General features: G+C 63.0%; 15 protein-coding genes and 2 pseudogenes. 9 read left to right on the top strand and 8 right to left on the bottom strand.

Translation table 11 applies throughout. The features are described from left to right. Positions 1-12 precede the first annotated feature (12 nt). Complete coding sequence (speB, locus tag NPS58_RS26025; protein ID WP_028943195.1) at positions 13-963, bottom strand: agmatinase; 951 nt, start codon at positions 961-963, stop codon at positions 13-15. 222 nt (positions 964-1,185) lie between these two features. Here speB and NPS58_RS26020 point away from each other — a divergent pair, with 222 nt between their 5' ends. The 4 genes and pseudogenes from NPS58_RS26020 (at position 1,186) to NPS58_RS26010 (ending at position 4,478) form a co-directional block, all read left to right on the top strand. Then, entirely contained in the window at positions 1,186-2,079 is an 894-nt protein-coding gene (locus tag NPS58_RS26020) for a LysR family transcriptional regulator (protein WP_038996504.1), read from the top strand. 134 nt (positions 2,080-2,213) lie between these two features. After that, positions 2,214-2,525: pseudogene (locus tag NPS58_RS29740) on the top strand (PAS domain-containing protein); the annotation flags it as partial. A gap of 279 nt (positions 2,526-2,804) precedes the next feature. Continuing rightward, positions 2,805-3,779 (top strand): annotated as a pseudogene (locus NPS58_RS29735) (methyl-accepting chemotaxis protein); the annotation flags it as partial. A gap of 78 nt (positions 3,780-3,857) precedes the next feature. Further along, positions 3,858-4,478: a tRNA-uridine aminocarboxypropyltransferase gene (locus NPS58_RS26010; RefSeq protein WP_274118097.1), complete on the top strand. Its 621-nt coding sequence runs from the start codon at positions 3,858-3,860 to the stop codon at positions 4,476-4,478. Positions 4,479-4,529: 51 nt separating this feature from the next. On the opposite strand, the gene NPS58_RS26005 is transcribed toward NPS58_RS26010, so the two are convergent. The 3 genes from NPS58_RS26005 to NPS58_RS25995 are packed head-to-tail and all read right to left on the bottom strand — an operon-like array spanning position 4,530 to position 9,457. Next, complete coding sequence (locus NPS58_RS26005) at positions 4,530-5,885, bottom strand: HlyD family type I secretion periplasmic adaptor subunit (RefSeq protein WP_274118096.1); 1,356 nt, start codon at positions 5,883-5,885, stop codon at positions 4,530-4,532. 11 nt (positions 5,886-5,896) lie between these two features. Continuing rightward, entirely contained in the window at positions 5,897-8,053 is a 2,157-nt protein-coding gene (locus tag NPS58_RS26000; protein ID WP_274118095.1) for a type I secretion system permease/ATPase, read from the bottom strand. Positions 8,054-8,083: 30 nt separating this feature from the next. Next, positions 8,084-9,457: a TolC family outer membrane protein gene (locus tag NPS58_RS25995; protein ID WP_274118094.1), complete on the bottom strand. Its 1,374-nt coding sequence runs from the start codon at positions 9,455-9,457 to the stop codon at positions 8,084-8,086. A gap of 514 nt (positions 9,458-9,971) precedes the next feature. On the opposite strand from NPS58_RS25995, the gene NPS58_RS25990 reads away from it, so the two are divergent. Together NPS58_RS25990 and NPS58_RS29730 are read left to right on the top strand one after the other, a co-directional pair. Next, on the top strand, positions 9,972-13,865 hold the full coding sequence (locus tag NPS58_RS25990) for a retention module-containing protein (protein WP_425313125.1): 3,894 nt from the start codon (positions 9,972-9,974) through the stop codon (positions 13,863-13,865). 36 nt (positions 13,866-13,901) lie between these two features. Continuing rightward, positions 13,902-14,894: a type I secretion C-terminal target domain-containing protein gene (locus NPS58_RS29730; RefSeq protein ID WP_425313124.1), complete on the top strand. Its 993-nt coding sequence runs from the start codon at positions 13,902-13,904 to the stop codon at positions 14,892-14,894. Between the two features lie 31 nt (positions 14,895-14,925). On the opposite strand, the gene NPS58_RS25985 is transcribed toward NPS58_RS29730, so the two are convergent. Then, complete coding sequence (locus tag NPS58_RS25985) at positions 14,926-15,291, bottom strand: YbaN family protein (protein ID WP_028944740.1); 366 nt, start codon at positions 15,289-15,291, stop codon at positions 14,926-14,928. A gap of 10 nt (positions 15,292-15,301) precedes the next feature. Then, positions 15,302-15,889, bottom strand: coding sequence for a YecA family protein (locus NPS58_RS25980; protein ID WP_274118093.1), 588 nt, complete (start codon positions 15,887-15,889; stop codon positions 15,302-15,304). Between the two features lie 245 nt (positions 15,890-16,134). Between NPS58_RS25980 and recQ the strand changes: the two genes are divergently transcribed. Together recQ and NPS58_RS25970 are read left to right on the top strand one after the other, a co-directional pair. Continuing rightward, positions 16,135-18,270, top strand: a complete 2,136-nt coding sequence (recQ, locus tag NPS58_RS25975) for a DNA helicase RecQ (RefSeq protein WP_274118092.1) — start codon at positions 16,135-16,137, stop codon at positions 18,268-18,270. Between the two features lie 117 nt (positions 18,271-18,387). Next, positions 18,388-18,822 (top strand): MarR family transcriptional regulator, encoded by a 435-nt coding sequence (locus NPS58_RS25970; protein ID WP_274118091.1) that lies wholly within the window; start codon positions 18,388-18,390, stop codon positions 18,820-18,822. Between the two features lie 6 nt (positions 18,823-18,828). Here the strand turns inward: NPS58_RS25970 and NPS58_RS25965 are convergent, their stop codons facing one another. Further along, the gene (locus NPS58_RS25965) at positions 18,829-21,018 is read right to left on the bottom strand and encodes a patatin-like phospholipase family protein (protein ID WP_274118090.1); all 2,190 of its coding nucleotides are present in this window, start codon (positions 21,016-21,018) and stop codon (positions 18,829-18,831) included. Positions 21,019-21,088: 70 nt separating this feature from the next. On the opposite strand from NPS58_RS25965, the gene NPS58_RS25960 reads away from it, so the two are divergent. Next, the gene (locus NPS58_RS25960; RefSeq protein ID WP_274118089.1) at positions 21,089-21,373 is read left to right on the top strand and encodes a SelT/SelW/SelH family protein; all 285 of its coding nucleotides are present in this window, start codon (positions 21,089-21,091) and stop codon (positions 21,371-21,373) included. Positions 21,374-21,376: 3 nt separating this feature from the next. On the opposite strand, the gene NPS58_RS25955 is transcribed toward NPS58_RS25960, so the two are convergent. Further along, positions 21,377-22,261, bottom strand: coding sequence for a DMT family transporter (locus NPS58_RS25955; RefSeq protein WP_274118088.1), 885 nt, complete (start codon positions 22,259-22,261; stop codon positions 21,377-21,379). Positions 22,262-22,297 lie beyond the last annotated feature (36 nt).

Genomic DNA, 22,297 nt, shown 5'->3' with positions numbered 1-22,297 from the left:
GGTGCCTGTCGGTCAGCGGCGAGCGACGCCCGGCAAGACACAGAGCATTTCGTACAGCAGGTTGGCGCCGAGCAACGAGGTGTTGCCGGTGGTGTCGTAAGGGGGCGAGACTTCTACCAGATCGCAGCCGATCAGGTCCAGGCCCTGGCAGCCGCGGATGATTTCCATCGCCTGGATGGTGGTCAGGCCGCCGATTTCCGGGGTGCCGGTGCCCGGTGCCCAGGCCGGATCGATGCCGTCGATGTCGAAGCTGAGGTAGACCGGGCCACCACCGACTTTCTCACGTACTTCGGCCATCAGCGGCTCGAGGGATTTGTGCCAGCACTCTTCGGCCTGGACCACGCGAAAGCCTTGCTTGCGGCTCCAGTTGAAGTCTTCGGCGGTGTAGCCCTGGGCACGCAGGCCAATCTGCACGACGCGGTCGCAGTCCAGCAGGCCTTCTTCCACGGCACGGCGGAAGGTGGTGCCGTGGGCGATTTTTTCGCCGAACATGTGATCGTTGACGTCGGCGTGGGCATCGATGTGAACCAGGCCTACCTTGCCGTGCTTCTTGTGGATCGCCCGCAGGATCGGCAGGGTGATGGTGTGGTCGCCGCCCATGGTCATGGGGATGACGTTGTGCTCGAGGATTTCGTCGTAGGCTTCTTCGATGATGCGCACCGCTTCAAGCAGGTTGAAGGTGTTGATCGCAACGTCGCCGATATCGGCGACCGACATCGAATCGAAGGGGGCAGCGCCGGTAGCCATGTTGTAGGGGCGGATCATTACCGACTCGGCACGGATTTGCCGTGGGCCAAAGCGAGTGCCGGAGCGCAGCGAGGTACCGATATCCAGCGGGATACCGATGAAGGCCGCGTCCAGGCCCTCGGCGCTTTGCAGGTGAGGAAGGCGGAGCATGGTGGCGATGCCGCCGAAACGCGGCATTTCGTTGCCGCCCAGTGGTTGGTGCAGAATCTTGTCCACGGTCGGGCCTCATCGATTCGATTGTTCTAGTTGTTGGAACCTGTCTGCCTGGGTTGGGAAAAACCCTGAAGCAATGGCTGGCAGGTGCATTGCGGCAGAGTCTGCAAAAGGTAGTGCTCGAAAAGAATCGCTACAGGCAAATACTTAGTTCAGGTTTTTCTAAACTAATGCCGGGAATCTGGTTAGACTTTTGCCACTTGCCGCCCTTCGGACCCGCTTTCCATGGCCTCTGCACTGCCTGACCTGAAACTCCTGCGCATCTTCGTCAGCGTGGTGCGCCACCAGGGTTTCGCCAACGCCCAGCGCGAGCTCAATCTTTCGACCTCAGCCATCAGCACCTACATGAGCCAGCTCGAAGCCGCGCTGGGCATCGTGTTGTGTCACCGGGGGCGGGGCGGTTTCAGCCTGACCAGCAAGGGTGAGTTGTTTCACCAGGAAACCCTGCGCCTGCTGGCGGAAATGGACGGCTTCGAGCAGTACGCGGCAGCGCTGAAGGGCGAGTTGCGCGGCACCCTGAACCTTGGAGTGATCGACTCCACCGTCGGTGACCGGGCCCTGCCCCTGGCCGAGGCCATCGGTGCCTACAGTCAGGAACACCCGGCGGTTCACCTGCACCTGTCGGTGTCCAGCCCCTACGAGTTGCAGTTGGGCGTGCAGGACAACCGCCTGGACCTGGCCATCGGGGCTTTCTCGACCCGCATGAGCGGGCTGGTCTACCAGCCGCTGTACCGCGAGCAACACTGGTTGTACTGCAGCAACCGGCATCCGCTGTTCAACGAGCGGCGCATACCCGAACAGGTCATCACCCAGCAGCGCATGGTCGGCCGTGGCTACTGGAGCCAGGCCGAGCTCGCCCGGCACGGCTTCAAGCACAGCGCGGCCACGGTGGAGAGTATGGAGGCGCAATTGATCCTGGTGTTGTCGGGTGCCTACATCGGTTATCTGCCGGAGCACTATGCCCAGGCCTGGGCCGACAAAGGCGATTTGCGGGTGTTGTCGCCGGCCACCTTCGGCTACCAGGCGCCATTTTCCATGATCATCCGTCGGGGGCGCAGCCGTGAGCCGCTGATCCAGACTTTCCGCGACCTGCTCAAGGCGCAGCTCACGCCAGCCTGAGCCAGGCAGGCCTGAAATTTGTCACAAGGACCCGCTATTTATCTGAAATGTTTGGCAACATCCCTAGATATGCTCTGCTAAACCTGTAAAGGCCGCGATGAACATCCCATCACCCACCGAGCAGAGATCGCCCGATGCGCATGAATTTGCCCGTCACTGAGCACGAAAGAACCTTTCCCGCCGACCAACGCCTGATCTCGACCACCGACCTCAATAGCCGCATCACCTACTGCAACGATGCCTTTGTCGCCATCAGCGGCTTTACCTACGAAGAATTGCTCGAGCAACCGCACAACCTGGTGCGCCACCCGGACATGCCGCCTGCGGTGTTCGGCCATATGTGGGAAACCATCAAGCAAGGGAAACCGTGGATGGGCGTGGTGAAGAACCGGGCCAAGAACGGTGACTATTACTGGGTCAGCGCCTACGTGACGGCGATCTACGAGAACGGCCGTATCAGCGGTTACGAGTCGGTGCGCTCAGTGCCGAGCCGCGAGCAGATCCGTCGCGCTTCGGCCCTGTACGCACGGTTGCGCCAGGGCCGGGCTGCGGTGCCCTGGGCGGCACGCGTGGGTGAGGTGCTCGAACATGGCTGGCCACTGTTGGGTGCCGGGGCGTTGTCTGCGGCCGCTTACCTGTGGCTGGCGCCCTATGCGGCCCTCGGGGTGCTGATGACCAGCCTGCTCAGCGCCTGGTACCTGATCGAATCTCGTCAGAATCGAGTGATCAAGCGCACCCTGGCCGAACACCCCAAGGCGTTCACCAGCCCGTTGGTGGCCTTGACCTACAGCAGCAACGGCGGTTTGCAAGGGCAGCTGGACCTGGCCATCCTCAGCGAGGAGGCGCGTCTGCAAACAGCCCTCACCCGGCTGGTGGACGCAGGTGTCGGGGTCAAGGCACGTGCGGCGCAATCCTCTGACCTGTCCGGTGCCCAGGCGCAGATGCTCGACCGCCAGCGCAGCGAAACCGACCAGTCGGCCACCGCCATTGCGCAGATGGCCGCGACCATCCAGGAGGTCACCCATAACGTACAGAGCACTGCCACCGCGGCAGCCGACGCCGATCAGCTGGCCCAGCAGGGCAGCGACCTGGCCCAGCAGAGCCTGCGGGCCATGGGCAGCATGAGCGAGGCTGTAAGCGATATCGGCCAGGCGGTCAACGAGTTGGCCGGCCAGACCCAAACCATCGGCAGCGTGGTGGATGTGATCACCTCGATTGCCGAGCAGACCAACCTGCTCGCGCTCAATGCCGCGATCGAGGCGGCGCGGGCAGGGGAGCAAGGTCGCGGCTTTGCGGTGGTGGCCGATGAAGTGCGCTCCCTGGCCCAGCGCACGCGGGCGTCCACCGAGGAAATCCACCAGATCATCGCCTCGTTGCGCGCCGGTGCTGATAGGGCGGTATCGACGGCCAGCCGCGGCGAGCAGATCTCCCGCGACAGCGTGCAGCGGGTCGAGGCGGTGCAGTCGGCGCTGGTGGGCATTACCCAGGCGGTGAGCCGCATCACCGGCATGAGCCAGCAGATGGCCACGGCCTCCGAGCAGCAGAGCCACGTGGCCGAAGACATCAACCAGCAGATCACCCGCATTGCCCAGCTGTGCGACCACAGCGCCGGGCAAGCCAAGCAGGGGGCCGAGATCAGCCAGGACCTGGAGCGCATGGCCGATTACCTGTACAGCCTGGCCGAACGTTTCAACCGCTGACCCTTTCCATCCCTCCCACAGGGAAGTGGGTTTTTTTCGGGACTGCTGTGGCACACTTTGCCCGCCCAGGAGAACCCGATGTCCAGAATCCAGTGCGAGCGCTGCCTTCGCCCACAAGCTCATTGCCTTTGCCCGCTGATCCCTTCCCTCGACAGCCGGACCCGCGTGCTGGTGCTGCAGCACCCCAGCGAAGTGCGTCATGCCCTCAATACCGCAAAACTGGCCGCCCTGGGTTTGCGCAATGCCGAGCTGCGGGTGGGTGAGGTGTTCGAAGACCTGGCCGGATTGATCGAGGTGCCGGGGTATCGCAGTGCGTTGCTGTTTCCCGGTGACGACGCACAGCCGCTGGCGGCCTATGCCGGAGGCGACGAGCGCCCATGGTTGCTGGTGGTGCCCGATGGCACCTGGCGCAAGGCGAGCAAGCTGCTGTACTTGAACCCGCTGCTGGCAGCCTTGCCACGGGTGACCCTGGCGCAGGTGTTGCCGTCACGCTACCGCTTGCGCAAGGCGCCGGCCGAGGGCGCGCTGTCGACCCTGGAGGCGGTGGTGCAGGCATTGAATGTACTGGAGGCACCGGTGAATTTCGATGCCTTGCTCAAGCCGTTCGAGGCGTTGATCGAGGGGCAGATCGAGGCGATGGGGCGGGAAACCTACGAGCGCAACCACGTGGGAGCGGGCTTGCCCCGCGACCCAAGGTAGCAGGCAGGTCGCGGTCGCGGGGCAAGCCCGCTGGCAGAGCAGGTTGAGTTATCAGCGTTCGCGCATGGCCTCGGTCCTGGCCTTGAGCACCGGCTTGAGCAGGTAGTCGAGTACGCTTTTCTGCCCGGTGATGATGTCGACCGTAGCGGTCATGCCGGGGATGATCAGCAGGGGCTTGGTGTCGCCGCCCAGGTGGTTTTTGTCGGTGCGTACCTGGATCAAGTAGAAGGAATTGCCCTTGTCGTCGGTCACGGTGTCGGCGCTGATCAGTTCCAGCTTGGCCTTCAGGCCGCCGTAGATGGTGTAGTCGTAGGCACTGAACTTGACCATCGCTGTCTGCCCCGGATGCAGGAACGCCACGTCCTGGGGCCGGACCTTGGCCTCGATCAGCAGGTTGTCTTCCAGCGGCACGATCTCCAGCAGGTCACTGCCCGGCTGTACCACGCCGCCGATGGTATTGACCTTGAGCAGCTTGATGATGCCATGCACCGGTGAGACCACCGTGGTGCGAGTGACCCGGTCATCGATGGCAATGCTCGAGGCGGTGATCTTCGACAGGTCGGTGCGTTTCTCGTTGAGTTCCTTGGCCGCCTCCGAACGAAAGCCAGCTTCCGATTCCTCTATCTTGCTCTTGATCTCGGCGACCGCCGCCTCGGCCCGGGGGATCGCCAGGGTGGTGGCGTTCAGCGAGCCGCGGGCTTCGACGGTGCTGCGCTTGAGGCGCAGGATCTCCACCGGCGAGATCGCCCCGGTGCCCACCAGTGGCGTCGACATGTTCAGCTCTTGCTGCAACAGGGCCAGGGCCGAGCGGTATTGCTCGGCCTTGGAACGAAACTCGGCCAGTTCCTGGGTCTTCTGCCGCAGTTGTTCATTGAGGGTCTGTTTCTCGCTGGTCAGGCGGCGCTGGCGGGACTGGTACAGCGACAACTCATCCTCGGCCACCTGCGGCGCCTTGCTGCGTACCTCCTCGGAGACCTGGAAGGGCCGCCCTTCGGCTTCGGCCGACAGGCGCTCGACCTGGGCAGTGAGGGCATAGCGGTCTGCCTCGCTCTCGCCCTTGTTGGACAGAAAGCGCGTGTCGTCCAGGCGCAGCAGGGTATCGCCCTTGTTCACCATCTGGCCTTCGCGCACGAAGATCTCGGTGACGATGCCGCCTTCCAGGTTCTGGATCACCTGCACCTTGCTGGAGGGGATAGCCTTGCCTTCGCCCATGGTCACTTCATCGAGCACCGCGAACCAGGCCCAGGCCAGGGCGACCAGTAGCAACGCCGCTGCCAGCCAGACGGTAATGCGCGACAGGCGCGGCGAGTCCTGCAGGGTGGCGCCGGCCACATCGGGCATGTAGTCGCGTTCGGCAGTCTTGCCGAAGCTTTGCAGGTAACTGCGCAGGCCGTGGCTGTTGGACATGAATGGTCCCTCTAGATGGCTGTACCGACCCGACCTTTTCGCAGTGCATCGATGACCGCTTCCTTCGGCCCGTCGGCAACCACCTTGCCGTTGTCCAGCACCAGCAGGCGGTCGACCAGGCTGAGCATCGAGGTGCGGTGGGTGACCAGCAGCAGGGTCTTGCCCTGGACCCAGTCCTGCAGGCGATGGCGCAACTGGTCTTCGCTGGCGTTATCCATGTGGCTGGTAGGTTCGTCGAGAATCATGATCGGTGGCTCCAGCAACATCGCCCGGGCCAGCAGTACCGCCTGGCGCTGGCCACCGGAAAGCAGCTGGCCGCGTTCGCCCACCGGGCGGTCGAACCCTTGCGGGTGCTGGCGGGCCAGCTCGCTGACCCCGGTCAGTTCGGCCACTTCAAGCATGCGTGCGTCGCTTACGTAGCGCGCCCCGAGGGTGAGGTTGTCGCGCAGGCTGCCGGCCAGCAGGGGCAGGTCGTGGGCCACGTAGCCGATCTGGTTGCGCAGGTCGGCGATGTCGAGTTGGCGCAGGTCGAGGTTGTCGAGCAGGATCTGGCCTTCGTCGGGGGCGTAGAAGCCCATCATCAGGCGCGCCAGGGTGCTCTTGCCCGAGCCGCTGCGTCCGATGATGCCGATGCGCTCGCCCGGCTTGACACTGAAGCTCACGCCATTGAGCGCTGCGGCGTTCTGTCCGCCATAGCGAAAGGTGACATGGCTGACCTCGAGGGCGCCGTGCAGTTGTGTACGCTCCAGCGGCTGCTGGCCGGCCTGGCGCTCCTGAGGCAAGGCCATCAGGGCGTCGGTGCTGCGCATGGTCAATTGCGCCTGTTGGTAGCGGGTGATCAACCCGGCGATCTGCCCCAAAGGCGCCAGCACCCGGCTGCCGAGCATGTAGCTGGCCACCAGGGCACCGACGCTGAGGTTGCCGGCGATGATGCTGTAGACCCCGGCGACGATGGTTGCCATACCGCAGAACTGCTGGATGAACAGCGTGCCATTGGTGGCCAGGGCCGAGAGGTTGCGGGCGTGGGCGTCTAGGCGAGTGAGGGCGCCGTGGGTACTTTCCCACTGGTACTGACGCTCGCTTTCGGCGCTGCAGGCCTTGAGGGTTTCAAGGCCGCCCAGGGTCTCGATCAGCAGGGCCTGGCGCACCGCGCCCAGTGCCAGGCTTTTTTGCACGGTGTCGCGCAGGCGCACCTGGATGAACAACGCAAAGAGAATGGTCACCGGAAAGGCGATCAGCGGGATCACCACCAGCCAGCCACCCAACAGGCCAATGACCAGCAGCATCAGCACCACGAAGGGCAGGTCAATGATGCTGGTCAGGGTCACGGCAGTGAGAAACTCGCGCAAGCCCTGGAAGTCATGGATGCTCTGGGCGAACCCGCCGACGGTGGCCGGCCGGGCCTTCATCGACATGCCGGTGATGCGTTCGAACAGGGTGGCGGAAAGAATCAGGTCGGTTTTTTTACCGGCCTGGTCGAGTAAATGGGCGCGAACCACGCGCAGGATCAGTTCGAAGAGGGTGCCGATCAACAGGCCAGCCACCAGTACCCACAGGGTCGACAGGGCCTGGTTGGGCACTACCCGATCGTAGGTCTGCATGACGAACAGCGGCACCATCAGGCCGAGCAGGTTGATCAGCAGGCTGGCAAGAATGGCGTCGCTGTACAGCCAGCGAGACAGCTTGAGGGTGTCGCGAAACCAGGCGTTGACCCGCGGCATCAGTGGTGCGCGCAAGTCTTCGAGTTCATGCCGGGGGCGCGCGAACAAGGCCTCGCCACTGTAGGCCTGGTTCAGTTCCTCGCGGCTGACCCATTGCTCGCCGCCTTCAGCTTCGCTGGGCAGGATCAACAGCCGGCCGTCATCGCCGAAACGACGCAGCACGGCGCAACGACCTTCCTTAAGCAGCAACAGCACCGGAAGGTTGAGCGCCGAAATGGCGCCCAATTCCCGGCGCAGTACCCGTGCCTGCAAGCCTGTGCGGGCGGCAGCCCGGGGTAGCAGGTCCGGGCTCAAGCGTTGCTGCGCCAGGGGCAGGCCGGCAGTCAGGCCCGAGCGTGTGACCGTACAACCATGCAGCTTGCAGAGAATCAGCAGTCCATCGAGTAACGGGTCATCGAAACTCTGGCGCGGATCCGCCGCCGGGCTTGCAGGTTGCATGCTGGTCACAATGGCCTACTCCTGCTGCATGTCGGGGAATCAGCGCATGTCGGGCAAACGCGCCTCGCTCTTCACTTCGCTCTTGGCGATGGCCTCAGGCGGTAGCGAGATACGTTGCTTGGTCAGCAACTCGCCCATGTTGGCCAGTACCCGGTACATCGAGAACTCCTCGGTGTAGCGCACTTCGGTGTAGCGGCGGTTGGCGTTGTACAGCTCGTTCTCACTGTCGAGCAGGTCGAGCAGGGTCCGCTGGCCGAGGCCGAACTGATCCTGGTAGGCCGCGCGCACCCGGGTGGTGGTGTCGGCGTATTCACGGGCAGTCGGGGTTTGCAGGCGGGCATTGGTCATGGCGTTCCAGGACAGCGCCAGGTTCTCATTGAGCGTGCGCAGGGCGTTGTTGCGGATATCCATGGCCTGGTTGATCTTGTGCGCATCCGACTGCAGGCGGGCCTTGTCGCTACCGCCGCGGAACAGGTTGTAGCTCAGCTCGACACCGGCCTGCCAGTCGTTGTTGTCGTGGCCGACCTGGCCTGCGGTGTTGTTGTTGGCTCCAGTCGCAAGCACTGCATCCAGGCGCGGGTAGAACGGCGACTTGGCCACTTCGTACTGTTGCTCGGCGGCTTGCACGTCGGCCTGGGCCGATTTCAGGTAGGGATTGTTGTCCAGCATGCCCTGGCGAGCGTCGGGCAGGGTGGCGGGCATTTCCCCCTTGATGGTGACCGGGGTTTCCAGTTCGTCGGCCTGGCGCCCGATGACACTGTAGAAGTTGGCTTCGGCGTCGGCCAGGTCCACTTCAGCGGTGTACAGGTTGTTCTCTGCCAGTGCCCGACGGGCGGTGGACTGGTCGCGGTCGGCGTTGCTGCCTACGCCACGTTCACTGCGCAGGCCGATCTGGTCGTTGACGCGCAGGTGCGCCTGCAGGTTGTTCTTGGCCAGGGTGACCAGTTCGCGGCGCTTGAGCACCTCCAGGTACACCTCGATGGCGCGCAGGGCGATGCTTTCGGCGGTTGCCTGGGTGTAGTAGGCGCGGGAGTTGACCACGGCCTCGGTACGTCCGACCTCGTTGGGGGTGTTGAAGCCGTCAAACAGCATCTGTCGCAGGCGAAGGTCGGACTGCGTGTAGGTCAAGGTTTCCTTGTTGTGGTTGCGCGTATTGTCGGCATTGAAGCTGCGGGTGTTGGTGTTATCCGATTTTTGCCGGCCGTAGCCACCAACCAGGTCGACGCTTGGAAAGTAGCCCCCTCTGGCCACCTTTACGTCTTCGTCTGCCGAGAGCCGACTATTGCGGCTCGCATTGATTTCCGGATGTTGGTCCACGGCGCTTTGCACAGCTTCCGTAATCGACATCGCCTGAGCATTGGCACATGCCATGGCCAAAAGAATTGCGCTGGTGATGGGGGTCAAAACGCGCATGGGGTACTTCTCCCTGATTTCTAATAAGGTATTGCTGTCGCCATAAAATTGACGGATTTTTAAGCTCAAACCGTTTCAGGCTTGTAACAAGAGAGCTAAGAACATTTATAAGCCCAGCTAAGAAGATTTTTTCATAAGGGTTATGCGAAAAAAAACTTATGCGGTCTAAGGAATCCGAGACATTGTTCATATCAGGCGCCCTGTCGAAATTAACGCCAGTCTGTATTTCCGGGCACCTGAGAAAGTTCAAGAAACTTTTGCAGCAAAGGGCACGGATGTAGCGGTGGGGATGGAGGAGAGGCTGTAACTGGCGACAATTTTTTGGCAGATGCCAAATGGCCAGATGGCTTTTCCACTTACACCGGGTCACTGCCAGCGACGCGTTGATTGCAGGGCAATCCGCGTGCGCTGGCAGCGCATTCCGGAGTTTGGCCCAAGGCAGTCTTGGTGGGCCTTCCACGCGAGATTCAAAGCACCTTCCTGTGAAAACGTTCGGCAGCCCAGGAGAGCGCTCATGGCCAAATTAATCGGTGTCGTCAGCAAAATAGTCGGAGAAGTCTTTGCGGTAGCCAGCGACGGCACACGTCGGGCGCTGGCCGAAGGGGACCGGCTGTTTGTCGGCGAGCAGCTGGATACAGGTGTTGCGGGTGCCGTGGCCGTTCACCTGCAAAATGGCGCCGAGCTGACGCTGGGACGTGGCAGCAGCCTGCAGCTCTCGGCCGATCTGCTGGCCAACCGCGCAGCCCATGTAGACACCCCCGAGGCGCTGACGCCGAGCCAGGCGCAACTGACCGATGTGGAAAAACTCCAGCAAGCGATCGCCTCCGGCGTCGACCCCAGCCAGGAAGCCGACCCCACAGCCGCAGGCCCAGGCAGTGGCGGGGCACCGGGTGCCGTGGGTGGCGGTCACTCCTTTGTACTGCTCACTGAAGTGGCCGGACGAGTCGATCCGGTCATCGGCTTTCCGACGGCGGGCTTCAACGGCTTTCCGGAGCTGGCGGAGCTGGATGTCGGTTTGATCAATAACAATGACGCGCCGCTAGTGCTGCCGCCAGTCGAACCGCCCGTGGATAACCCGGTCAGTATCGAAGGCCTGGCGGTGGGCGGTGGCGAGCTGACCTTGAACGAGGCCAACCTGGCACAGGGTTCGGCGAGCAATGCGGCGGCCCTGACCCAGGTCGGCAGCTTCACCGTGGTCGCGCAAGACGGGGTGTTCAACCTCAATGTCGGTGGCATCAATGTGGTGACGGCAGGCGCGGTGACCGGTGTGGGGCAGTCCATTGCCACCGGGCTTGGCAATGTCCTGACCATTACCGGCTATGACGCGGCCACCGGCGTGGTCAGCTACAGCTATACGCTGACTGGTGCCGAAGCGCATGCAGCTGGCGGTGGCACCAACGGCCTGGGTGAAAGTTTTGTGGTGCTGGTCAGCGATACCGATGGCGATGTGGCCAGCGGCTCCCTGGATGTCACCGTCATCGACGATGTGCCCCAGGCCGCAGGTGACAGCAACGCGGTGACCGCAACGGAAAACCAACTGACCCTGACCGGCAATGTGCTGACCAATGACGTACAGGGCGCCGACCGGGTGAGCACCGGGCCGATCACCGCCGGCACCTTCGCCGGCAAGTACGGCACCCTGGTGCTGGCTGCCGACGGTACCTACACCTACACCCTGAACACCACCGATCCCGATTTCATCAACCTGCACGGGGGCGGCAACGGTGTCGAGAGCTTCACCTACACGCTGACGGATGCCGATGGCGATACCAGCACCGCCAACCTGGTGCTCAACGTCAGCAACCTCAACGACCCGGTCACCCTCAATGGCCTGGACTTGAACGGTGGCGAGCTGACGGTCTACGAGAAGAACCTCGGTGACGGCAGCGCCCCGAGTCCCGCATCCCTGACCCAGACCGGCAGCTTCACCATCACTGCCCCGGATGGCGTGCAGAGCATGACGGTGCATGGCGTCAGCGTGATCACGGGCGGGGTAGCCAACGGCTTGCCGCAAGTGATCAACACCCCGCTGGGTAACACCCTGACCATCACCGGCTACGACGCCGCCACGGGCGTGGTCACCTACAGCTACACCCTGGGCGATAACGAAGCCCATGCCACTGGCGCAGGGGCCAACACGCTCGGCGAAAGCTTCGCGGTGGTGGTCACCGATACGGACGGCAGCGCTGCCAGTGGCAGCATTGACGTGAACATCGTCGACGACATCCCGACCGCTGTCGATGACACCAATTCGCAGACGGCCACCGAGACCCTGAAGACTCTTACCGGAAGCGTCCTGGATAACGACGTGCAGGGCGCCGACCGAATGGCTGGCCCAATCACCCCGGGCACCTTCACCGGCAAGTACGGCACCCTGGTGCTGGCTGCCGACGGTACCTATACCTACACCCTGAACACTACCGATCCGGACTTCATCAACCTGCACGGCGGCGGAACGGGTGTAGATACCTTCACCTACACGCTGACGGACGCCGATGGCGATACCAGCAGCGCCAGCCTGGTGCTGAACGTCAGCAACCTGGACAACCCGGTGGTGATCAATGGCCTGGATGTGACGGGTGGCGAACACACCGTCTACGAGAAAAACCTCAGCGATGGCAGCAGCCCGGACGCCTCGGCGCTAACCCGTTCGGGAACCTTTACCGTGACAGCGCCCGATGGCCTGCAATCCCTGGTCGTGGGGGGCATCAGCGTGGTCAGCAATGGGGTGGTCAGCAATTTCCCGCAATCGGGCACCACGCCGCTGGGCAATTCGCTGACCATCACCGGCTACAACCCCAGTACGGGCGTGGTCAGTTACACCTACACCTTGCTGGATAACGAGAGCCATCCGGATGCCGGCGGCGTGAACAACCTGTTTGACAGCATCCCTGTCACGGCAACCGACAGTGACGGCAGCTCGGCCAACGCCAGCCTGGATGTGACCATCGTCGATGATGTGCCTGCGGTGGTGGGCGCCGAGCGCTCGATCACGCCGGGGCAGGTCGACTCAAACCTGCTGCTGATCATTGATGTGTCCAGCAGCATGAACGAGCTATCCGGGGTGAACGGGCTGACGCGCTTGCAACTGTCCAAGCAGGCGATCAATACCTTGCTCGACAAGTACGATGAGATGGGCGATGTCAAAGTCCAGATCGTCACCTTCGGAACCAACGCGTCGGCGCCTTCAACTATCTGGCTCACGGTCGCCGAAGCCAAGAGTTATGTCGCCGGGCTCAATGCCGGCGGCACCACCAACTACGACGCAGCGGTAGCCCAGGCGCAGAATGCATTCGTGACCGGGGGCAAGATCGCCGGTGCGCAAAACGTGGGCTACTTCTTCTCTGACGGTGACCCGACCCCCGCCTCCCGTGGAATAGACGCGCAGGAGGAGGCTGCCTGGAAGACATTCCTGGACGACAACGGGATCAAGACCTACGCCATCGGCCTGGGCAATGGCGTCAACGTCAGTAACCTCAACCCGTTGGCCTACGATGGCAGCACCCATACCGACACCAATGCCGTGGTGGTCACCGACCTGAGTATTCTCAACCAGGTGTTGTCGGGCACGGTCCAGGGCACGCCGATCACCGGCAGCCTGATGACGGATGGGCACTTCGGCGCCGATGGCGGTTTCATCAAGTCGTTGCTGGTCGATGGCACCACCTACACCTACGATCCCAAGGCCAACAACGGACAAGGCAGCTACACCGCCTCGGGCACGGATCGGGGCACGTTCGACACCTCCACCAACACCTTCAATATCAAGACAGTGATGGGCGGCACCTTGGTGGTGGACATGGACACCGGTGAGTTCACCTACACGCCACCCAAGGACAACGGCACGACGCGCACGGAAACGATCGGCTTCACCGCCAGCGACAACGATGGTGACCTGAGCAGCGCCAACCTCACGGTGAATGTCCACGGCAATACGGCGCCGGTGTCGGGGGCCGACCACATCATCACCAACATTCTTTCCAGCACGATTGTGTTGCCGGCCGAGGCCTTGCTGGCCAACGACAGCGATGCGGACAACGATCGGCTCAGCACCGGGCCTGCCTCGTTCAACACCGGCTGGGTGGCTAAGGGCGCGGGCTTCACGGTAACCAACGCGGCACCGCAGCAGATCGACTTCGACGGCACCAGCAGCAGTTCCGGCAACCGCGAGAAGTCCCTGGACCGCAGTGCCTTCAGGGGCGCGGCCAACGTCACGACCGCAGCCTTGATTGTCAACGGCTACCTGGGCGCCGTCTCCACGAGCAGCGCCAACGATGAAGACGTGTTGACCGTTACCTTGAAGAAGGGCGAGAAACTCACGCTCAACCATGACGTTGCAGATGGGCACATCCTGATGCAGTGGAAGGATGCGACGGGCAGCTATGCACCAGTGTTCAGGGGGACCTGATTCACGCCCGGCCATGATGGGGTCTACAGCATTCATGTGGTCAACCAGGCCAACACCACCGGGACCAATGTCAACGCGGCCGAGTTCTACAACCTGACCATGACTGTCGACTACTCCGAGGCGCAGCAGGAGGTGTACAACGGGACCTACACCGTCAGCGACGGCCACGGCGGCAGTACCACCGGCAACGTCGACATCACCTACCACGCTGGCAGCACTCTTACCGGTACCGACGGCAGTGACACCTTGCTGGCGGGCGCCGGCAACGACACGCTCAATGCCGGGGCCGGCAACGATGTGCTGATCGGCGGCGACGGCGACGACTCACTGCACGGAAGCGATGGCAACGACTTGCTGATCGGCGGTGCCGGAAACGACCTGCTCGATGGCGGCGCGGGCATTGATACCGCCAGTTATGCGGGCGCGGCCAGTGGCGTTACGGTCAGCCTGGCTATCGATGGCGCGCAGAATACCTTGGGTGCAGGTACCGATACGCTGACCGGCATCGAGAACCTTGTCGGCTCCGACTACAACGACACCCTGACCGGTAATGACATGGCCAACCTGCTCAAAGGTGGACTGGGCAACGACACCCTGATTGGTGGCGGTGCAGACGATGTGCTGATCGGCGGGCCTGGCAACAACACCCTCACAGGCGGCACTGGTAGCGACACCTTCCTCTGGCAGCAAGGCAATAATGGCCATGATGTGGTCACCGATTTCACCCCGGGGACAGACCGGCTCGACCTTTCACAATTGCTGCAGGGCGAGAGTGCGACGTCGGCGTCGCTGGATGATTACTTGCACTTCAAGGTCACCGGCAGTGGCGCGGGAGTCGTGTCGACCATCGAGGTCAGTGCCGTGGCGGGGGCGGCGCCGGTGCAGACGATCGACCTGACGGGGGTCAACCTGGCCCAGCATTACGGAGTGACGGCGGGTGCGGGAGGGGTGATTGCAGCAGGGCAGGACACCGCGACCATCATCAACGGCATGCTCAATGATCATTCGTTGAAGGTGGATACGGTCTGAATTCTGTGGGTGCGGGCTTGCCCCGCGATGCTCATGAAGGCCGACGCAGCGTCTTCTGCCGCAAGATGTAGATGCTGACCAGTACCGCACTGGTCAGCATGAACCCGCGTGCCCACACCAGGGGCACCAGGTAGCACGACAAGCCGATGCTCAGCCACATCAGCCCGATTGCGTAGACCTTGCCCTTGAGCGGAATACCTTCGCCACTGAGGTAGTCGCGAATCCATGGCCCAAGCCGTGGGTGGTTGATCAGCCAATCATGAAAGCGCGGAGAGCTACGGGCAAAGCAAGCCGCAGCAAGGAGCAGGAAAGGGGTGGTCGGCAACACCGGCAGGAAAATACCGATCACCCCCAGCGCGACGCTGAGCCAGCCGATGGCCAGCAGCAGGTAGCGCATCGACGCCAACTCAGTGGTGGCGGGGTTTGAGCAGGGCCGGTTTTTCGTCTGGTGCGTGCAGCAGCAGGTACAGCGCGGTCAGCGCCTCGGGGATCTGCACGATCATGTCGTCCATCAGGTTGGCATCGCTGGCGATGTCGGCGAACTCGGGTTGTTCATCGAACAGGCCGGAACCGACCATGATCGGCAGGAGCATTTCGCTGACTTCTTCTTCGGCCGACTCGAACCAGGCTTCTTCACGCAGGAACACGCCTTCCATGAAGCCGATGCACCAGCCGCGCAGGTCGGAGTCGTCCGGCTCATCGCCCAGGTCGAGGTCGCATGGCAGCTCGAACTCTTCGTCGCTGGCCAGCTGGCGGGCAATGTGCGCCTTGAGGGCGAGCAGGGTGCCCTCGATCTCTTCGCGCTGGGCGTTGTCCGCGTAGTGGGGCTCTTCGGCGAACAGGGCGTCGATCCATTCGCGGTCAGGGACCTGTTCCGAGCAGATCGACAGCGCGGTCATGTAGCCGTGGGCGGCAACGTAGTCCAGCGCCTCTTCGTGCAGCTCGTCGGCGTCGAGGAAGGCTTGCAGGCGGGTCAATTGCTCGGCGAAGGACATTACGGGGCTACCTTGGGAATAAACGATACTGAATTCTAGCACCTTGCAGCGCAATCGAGGCAAAGGAAGACGTCTATCGCAGAGCATCCTGTGAAGCCGCAGGCTCCGGTATAATGCCCCGCTTTTACGCCAGGCCGCCCGTATGGCAAGGCCCGGGTAAAAGCCGCTTACGCATTTTCAGGTGTGGCGGGGAAGGTTTTCATCCAGCCTGTGCCCAGGATGGTTTTGCGATTTTTGGAGTTTTTATGCTCGAACAGGCTCAGCGCGTCCTCAAGGACATCTTCGGCTATGACAGTTTTCGGGGGCGCCAGGGGGCGATCATCGAGCGCGTGGCCAAGGGTGGCGATGCGCTGGTACTGATGCCCACCGGGGGCGGCAAGTCCCTGTGCTTCCAGGTGCCGGCGCTGCTGCGGCCGGGCCTGGCAGTGGTGGTGTCGCCGCTGATCGCGCTGATGGAAGACCAGGTGGCGACCCTCGACGAGCTGGGTGTGGCGGCCGCTTCGCTGAACTCCACCTTGAGCGCCGAACAGCAGCGCGACCTGGCCGGGCGCATTCGCCGCGGTGAGGTAAAAATGCTGTACCTTGCGCCGGAGCGCCTGGTGCAGCCGCGCATGCTGGACTTCCTGCGTACCCTGGACATCGCCCTGTTCGCCATCGACGAGGCCCACTGCGTCTCGCAATGGGGCCATGACTTCCGTCCCGAGTACCTGCAACTGGGACAACTGGCCGAGTTGTTCCCCGATGTGCCGCGTATTGCCCTGACCGCCACGGCAGACATGCGCACCCGCGAAGAAATCGTCACGCGCCTGCACCTGCAAAATGCCGAGCGCTTTCTTTCCAGCTTCGACCGCCCGAACATTTTCTATCGCATCGTGCCCAAGGAGCAGCCGCGCAAGCAGTTGCTGGCGTTCCTCGGTGAGCGGCGTGGCAACGCCGGTATCGTCTACTGCCTGTCGCGCAAGAAGGTCGACGATGTGGCCGCCTACCTGTGCGACCAGGGGTTTCCGGCATTGCCCTACCATGCCGGCCTGCCGGCCGAGACCCGCGCTGCCAACCAGCGCCGCTTCCTCAACGAGGAAGGCCTGATCATGGTTGCCACCATCGCTTTCGGCATGGGCATCGACAAGCCCAACGTGCGATTCGTTGCCCACCTGGACCTGCCCAAGTCGCTGGAAGCCTACTATCAGGAAACCGGTCGCGCCGGCCGTGATGGCCTGCCCGCCGATGCCTGGATGGCCTACGGCCTGCAAGACATGGTGATGCTCAAGCAGATGCTGCAGAACTCCGAAGGGGACGAGCGTCACAAGCGCATCGAGCAGCACAAGCTGGATGCCATGCTGTCCCTGTGTGAAGAAACCCGCTGCCGCCGGCAGACCCTGCTCAACTACTTCGATGAAGAGCTGCTTCAGCCGTGCGGGCACTGCGACAACTGCATCGACGGTGTGCAGACCTGGGACGCCACCGAGCCTGCGCGCCAGGCGTTGTCGGCCATCTACCGTACCGGCCAGCGCTATGGCGTGGGCCACCTGGTGGATGTGCTGCTGGGCCGCGACAACGAAAAGGTCCGCAACTTCGGACATGAAAAACTGGCGGTGTACGGTGTCGGCAAGGACCGCTCCGAAGGCGAGTGGCGTTCGTTGTTCCGCCAGTTGGTGGCGCGCGGACTGGCCGATATCGACCTGGAAGGCTACGGCGGCCTGCGTCTTTCCGACACCTGCCGGCCATTGCTGCGCGGTGAAGTCAGCCTGGAGCTGCGCCGCGACCTCAAGCCGCAAACCAGCAGCAAGGGCAGCAGCAGTGGCGGCAGCCCGGCCAGCCAGTTGGTGCGTGGCGAGGAGCGCGAACAATGGGAAGCCTTGCGTGCCTTGCGACGCAAGCTGGCCGAAGAACATGGCGTGCCGCCGTACGTCATTTTCCCCGACTCGACCCTGCTGGAGATGCTGCGCAGCCAGCCGACCAGCCTCAGCGAAATGGGCCGGGTCAGTGGCGTGGGCGCGCGCAAGCTGGAGCGCTACGGCGAAGCCTTCCTCGAAGTATTGGGGGGCGCGGCCGAGGCGCCGCCGGTGGTGGCCGACCTGCGCCACGAGCTCACCAGCCTTGCGCGTGCCGGCATGACCCCGGCGCAGATCGCCGGGCAGCTCAACTGCAGCGAAAAGAACGTCTACAGCATGCTGGCCGAAGCCATTGGCCGCCAGCAGTTGTCGCTGGAGCAGGCGCTGGACCTGCCCGAAGACCTGCTGGCCGAAGTCCAGGATGCGTTCCTCGACGGCGAGGGCGAGCTACCGCCTGTGTCGGCCATCGCCGAGCAGTTTGGTACGCGGGTGCCCGAGGGCGTGTTGTATTGCGTGCGCGCAGCATTGGCCGCTGAATTCGAAATGTAATACAGAATTTGTCATCATTTCTAACGATTGCCGGGTCGCTGGCGGCTTGATGAGCCTTGCCTGTTACGCAGGGTCATGATTAGCTGGCTAACAATTAGTTCTGATGATGAGTTTTTTATGCCGTTGACTGACCACCACCGCTTCGGAATGCAGATAGCCCAGATGTCCCGAGGCTGGCGTGCCGAACTGGACCGTCGCCTTGCCGGGCTCAACCTGTCCCAGGCGCGTTGGCTGGTGCTGTTGCACCTGGCCCGATTCGACGACGCGCCCACCCAGCGCGAGCTCGCCCAGAGCGTCGGCGTTGAAGGCCCGACCCTTGCCCGCCTGCTCGACAGCCTTGAGTCCCAGGGGCTGGTGCGCCGCCAGGCTGTCCTTGAAGACCGCCGCGCAAAAAAAATCCATTTGTGCCCGCCCGCCAAGCCGCTGATCGAACAGATCGAAACCATCGCCAATGCCTTGCGCGCCGAACTCTTCACCGGGGTCGACGAAGAAGACCTGAGCGTGTGCATGAAGGTCCACGCGCGCATTCTCGCCAACCTCGAGAAGTCCTGACCTGTCTCAGAAGGTGTGACCCAGGTTCAGGTACAACGCCTTCTGATTCTCACTGTTTGCCCCGTAGCTGAAGTTGAGCGGCCCCAGGGGCGTCTCGAATCCAACGAAGATACTGGCTGCATTGATGTAGCCACTGTCGAACTCGTTGTCATTGTTCCAGGCCCTGCCTCGCTCGAGCGACCCCCCCAGGTACAGCGGGAAGTCCAGCGGCAGGTAGGCGCGCGGGGTCAGCCGGCGGTAGTAGACGACGCGCATCAGGCTCATGTTCTGCCCCGACACCGAGTCCTGGCGAAAGCCTGAAAGCTGCCTGGCGCCACCGAAAACAAAGCTTGAAGTGATCACGTCGGCGTCATCCAGGGTGCGGCCATACTGGGTGCCCAGCACCCAGGTGTTGGGCCCGCTGCTCAGGGCCTTGTCCAGTTTGAAATTCCATTGCCGGTAACGCTGGTCGGAACCAAGGTCCGGCTCGAACTGGCGCAGGGTCAGGCTGATGTCCTCGCCTTCGTGAGGGAAGTAGACGTTGTCCAGTGTGTCGAAGGAGTACTTCAGCTCGTAGAAGCCTTCGTTGAAGCTGAAGTGCGGCAGGTCCTGGTCGCCGATGCGCACGTCAGCCTTGCCCCAGGCCTGGCCAACCCCGAAACGCACCTCACCGCTGTTGCCGATCTGGCGGCCGAGGTTCAGGCCGAAGCCGTAGCGCTGCAGGCGATACTCGGCCACCGGATCGTCATCCAGGGTGGCTTCGACATTCTGCGAGCCGAGGTCCAGGTAGGGGGCGACGAAGTAGCGTGAGCCGGCATCCAGTGGTTGATAGAACTCGCTGTACAGCTCCTGCTGATCGCCGATCTGCGCCCGCGTCAGCCACTCTGCCCCCAGTTCGTTGATGCCATTGACCCGGTAGCTGGCGCCGAGGTTGAAGGCGCTGTCGCCGCGCATGTCATCCGACAGGTTCAGGCCCAGGCGCAGGTAGTCGGTACCGCCGCTGCGCCCGCGGGCGTTGATCACCAGGGTATGTTCGTCGCCCTTGTGGACAACCCGGTATTGCACCCGGTCGAAGTAGTCCAGGCCGTACAGGGTGCCCATGTCGGTCTGCAGTCGGCCCAGTTCGAGGGGTTCGCCGATGGGCTGGCGAATGTAGAAACGGATCACGTCGTCGCTCACTTTGGAGTCGTTTTCGATCCTGATCGCGGTGATCACCGGGTTTCGCTGGCTTGGCGAACGGGCGACATTCAGTTCGACGTCGTTTTCCTCGGGGCGCTTGAGGGTCGCCAGGCGCGCATCCAGGGCGCGTGCGGCACGGTAGCCGGCATCGATCATTTCCTGGGCGCGGCCGAAGTCGGTCACGCCGAAGCTGGCCAGTGGCGGCTGGATCAGGATGTCGTCACGGTGCAGTGCTGCCAGCTGCTCTTCGGAGTTGCGACGGGTCATCAGGGTGATCGACTGATTGAGCACATCGACCACGGTTGCCAGCTCCTTGCGGCTGCGCAATGGGGTACCGATATCGACGACGATCGCCAGGTCGACGCCCATCTCGCGGGCAACGTCCAGGGGGATGTTGTCGACCATACCGCCATCGACCAGCAGCCGGCCATCCAGCTCCACCGGTGCAAACACCGCCGGGATCGACATGCTGGCGCGAATTACCTGGGGCAGGTGGCCACGGCGGAACACCACTTTCTCGCCACTGGCGATGTCGGTGGCCACGGCGCGGAACGGGATCGGCAGTTTGTCGAAGTCACGGGTGTCACTGGCATGGGCCAGCATGCTTTCCAGCAGCAGTGCCAGGTTTTGCCCCTGGATCACCCCTAGCGGCAGGCCGAGGCTGCCATCGTCGCGAAAGCTCAGCTTCTGCTGGACCAGAAAGTCGCGGTCATCCTGCTTGCGCCGAAACGGTACGTCCTTGCGGGGCGGGGCGTCGGACAGCGCCTGTTGCCAGTCGATGCCAAGGGCAAGCTTTTCCAGTTCTTCGACCTTGTAGCCGGAGGCGTACAGGCCACCGACCACCGTGCCCATGCTGGTACCGGCAATGGCGTCGATCTGGATACCTTGTTCTTCCAGCGCCTTGAGCACGCCAATATGGGCCAGGCCACGGGCGGCACCGCCTGACAGCACCAGGCCGACCTTGGGTCGTGGTGGCTCGGCAGCCAGGAGAGGGAAGGAAACGAAGATCAGCAGCAGGCTCAACAGCAGGCGGTGCATCATGGCTCTCGGAGCTAAGGCTAAAGACCGCTAGTATAAGCCCGCCCGCCTGTCAGGAGTCTTTCGTCCCATGAATGCGCACAAAGCTGAAATTGTCATCACTTATTGCACCCAGTGCCAGTGGCTGTTGCGTGCCGCCTGGCTCGCCCAGGAATTGCTCAGTACCTTCAGCGACGATCTGGCCCGGGTCGCCCTCGAGCCGGCTACCGGTGGCGCGTTCCGCATCACCTGCGACGGTGTGCAGATCTGGGAGCGCAAGGCCGATGGCGGCTTTCCCGAAGCCAAGGTGCTCAAGCAGCGGGTGCGCGACCAGATCGACCCACAGCGTGACCTGGGCCATAACGACCGCTCTTGACGTTCATCCTTGCACGGCGGCCGTCCTGGTCGCCGTGTTGCTGGCCGCCAGGCGGCTGGAGATGACGATGGCCAGGATGATCAAGGCGCCCCCCAGGAGCATGCGTAGCGTCGGGGTTTCGGCGAAGATCAGCCAGGCCATGGCAATGCCGTAGACCGGCTCCAGGGCGAACACCACCGCCGCGGTGCGCGCCTTGATTACCGCCAGGCTTGCAACGAACAAGCTGTGGGCCACGCCGGTGCAGAACACCCCCAGCAGCGCAATCCAGACCCAGTCCATCGCCGACACCTCGCCCAGCGCTGGCGCTGCGGCCGGCAGCAGGCACAGGGCGACCACCGCGTTCTGGCACAGCGCTGCCTGCACCGCCGGGATACGGCCGTTGGAGGCGCGGTTGGTCAGCGACAGCAATGAAAACAACAGCCCCGACAACAAGGCCCAGAGCAACCCGCCGGTGGCCTGGCTGGCCAGGTCGAAGTCCGGGGTAACCAGTACCAGGCCCACGCTCACCAACAGCACCAGGATGATTTCGTTGCTGCGAATGCGCTCGCGGAACCACAACCCTTCGAGGATCACGGTAAACGCCGGGAAGCTGGCAAAGCCCAGGGTGGCAATGGCGACCCCGGCGACTTTGACGGCGATGAAGAAGCTCACCCAGTGTCCGGCCAGCAACACGCCGCCCAGCAACAGGCGGCGCCAGTCCTGGCCTTGCAGCGGTTGCCAGCCCTTGCGCGCGCAACCGGTGAAGATCGCCAGCGCCAGCACGGCGAAGGCTGCACGACCGAAGACGATGATCGAAGGGGACGCCTGGGCCAGCTTGCCGAATACGCCGGTCAGGCCGAAGAACAGCGCCCCGATGTGCAGGGCGCCGAGGGCAGTACGGTGGTTCATGATGATCCTTGTTGTAGGCAGGACAGCCCAGCCAGT

It is taken from the genome of Pseudomonas putida, assembly GCF_028682455.1.
GTDB classification, from domain to species: Bacteria; Pseudomonadota; Gammaproteobacteria; order Pseudomonadales; family Pseudomonadaceae; genus Aquipseudomonas; species Aquipseudomonas putida_AA.
The sequence above is the reverse complement of the archived record's forward strand: the minus strand, read 5'-3'. Positions and strand labels throughout refer to the sequence as shown.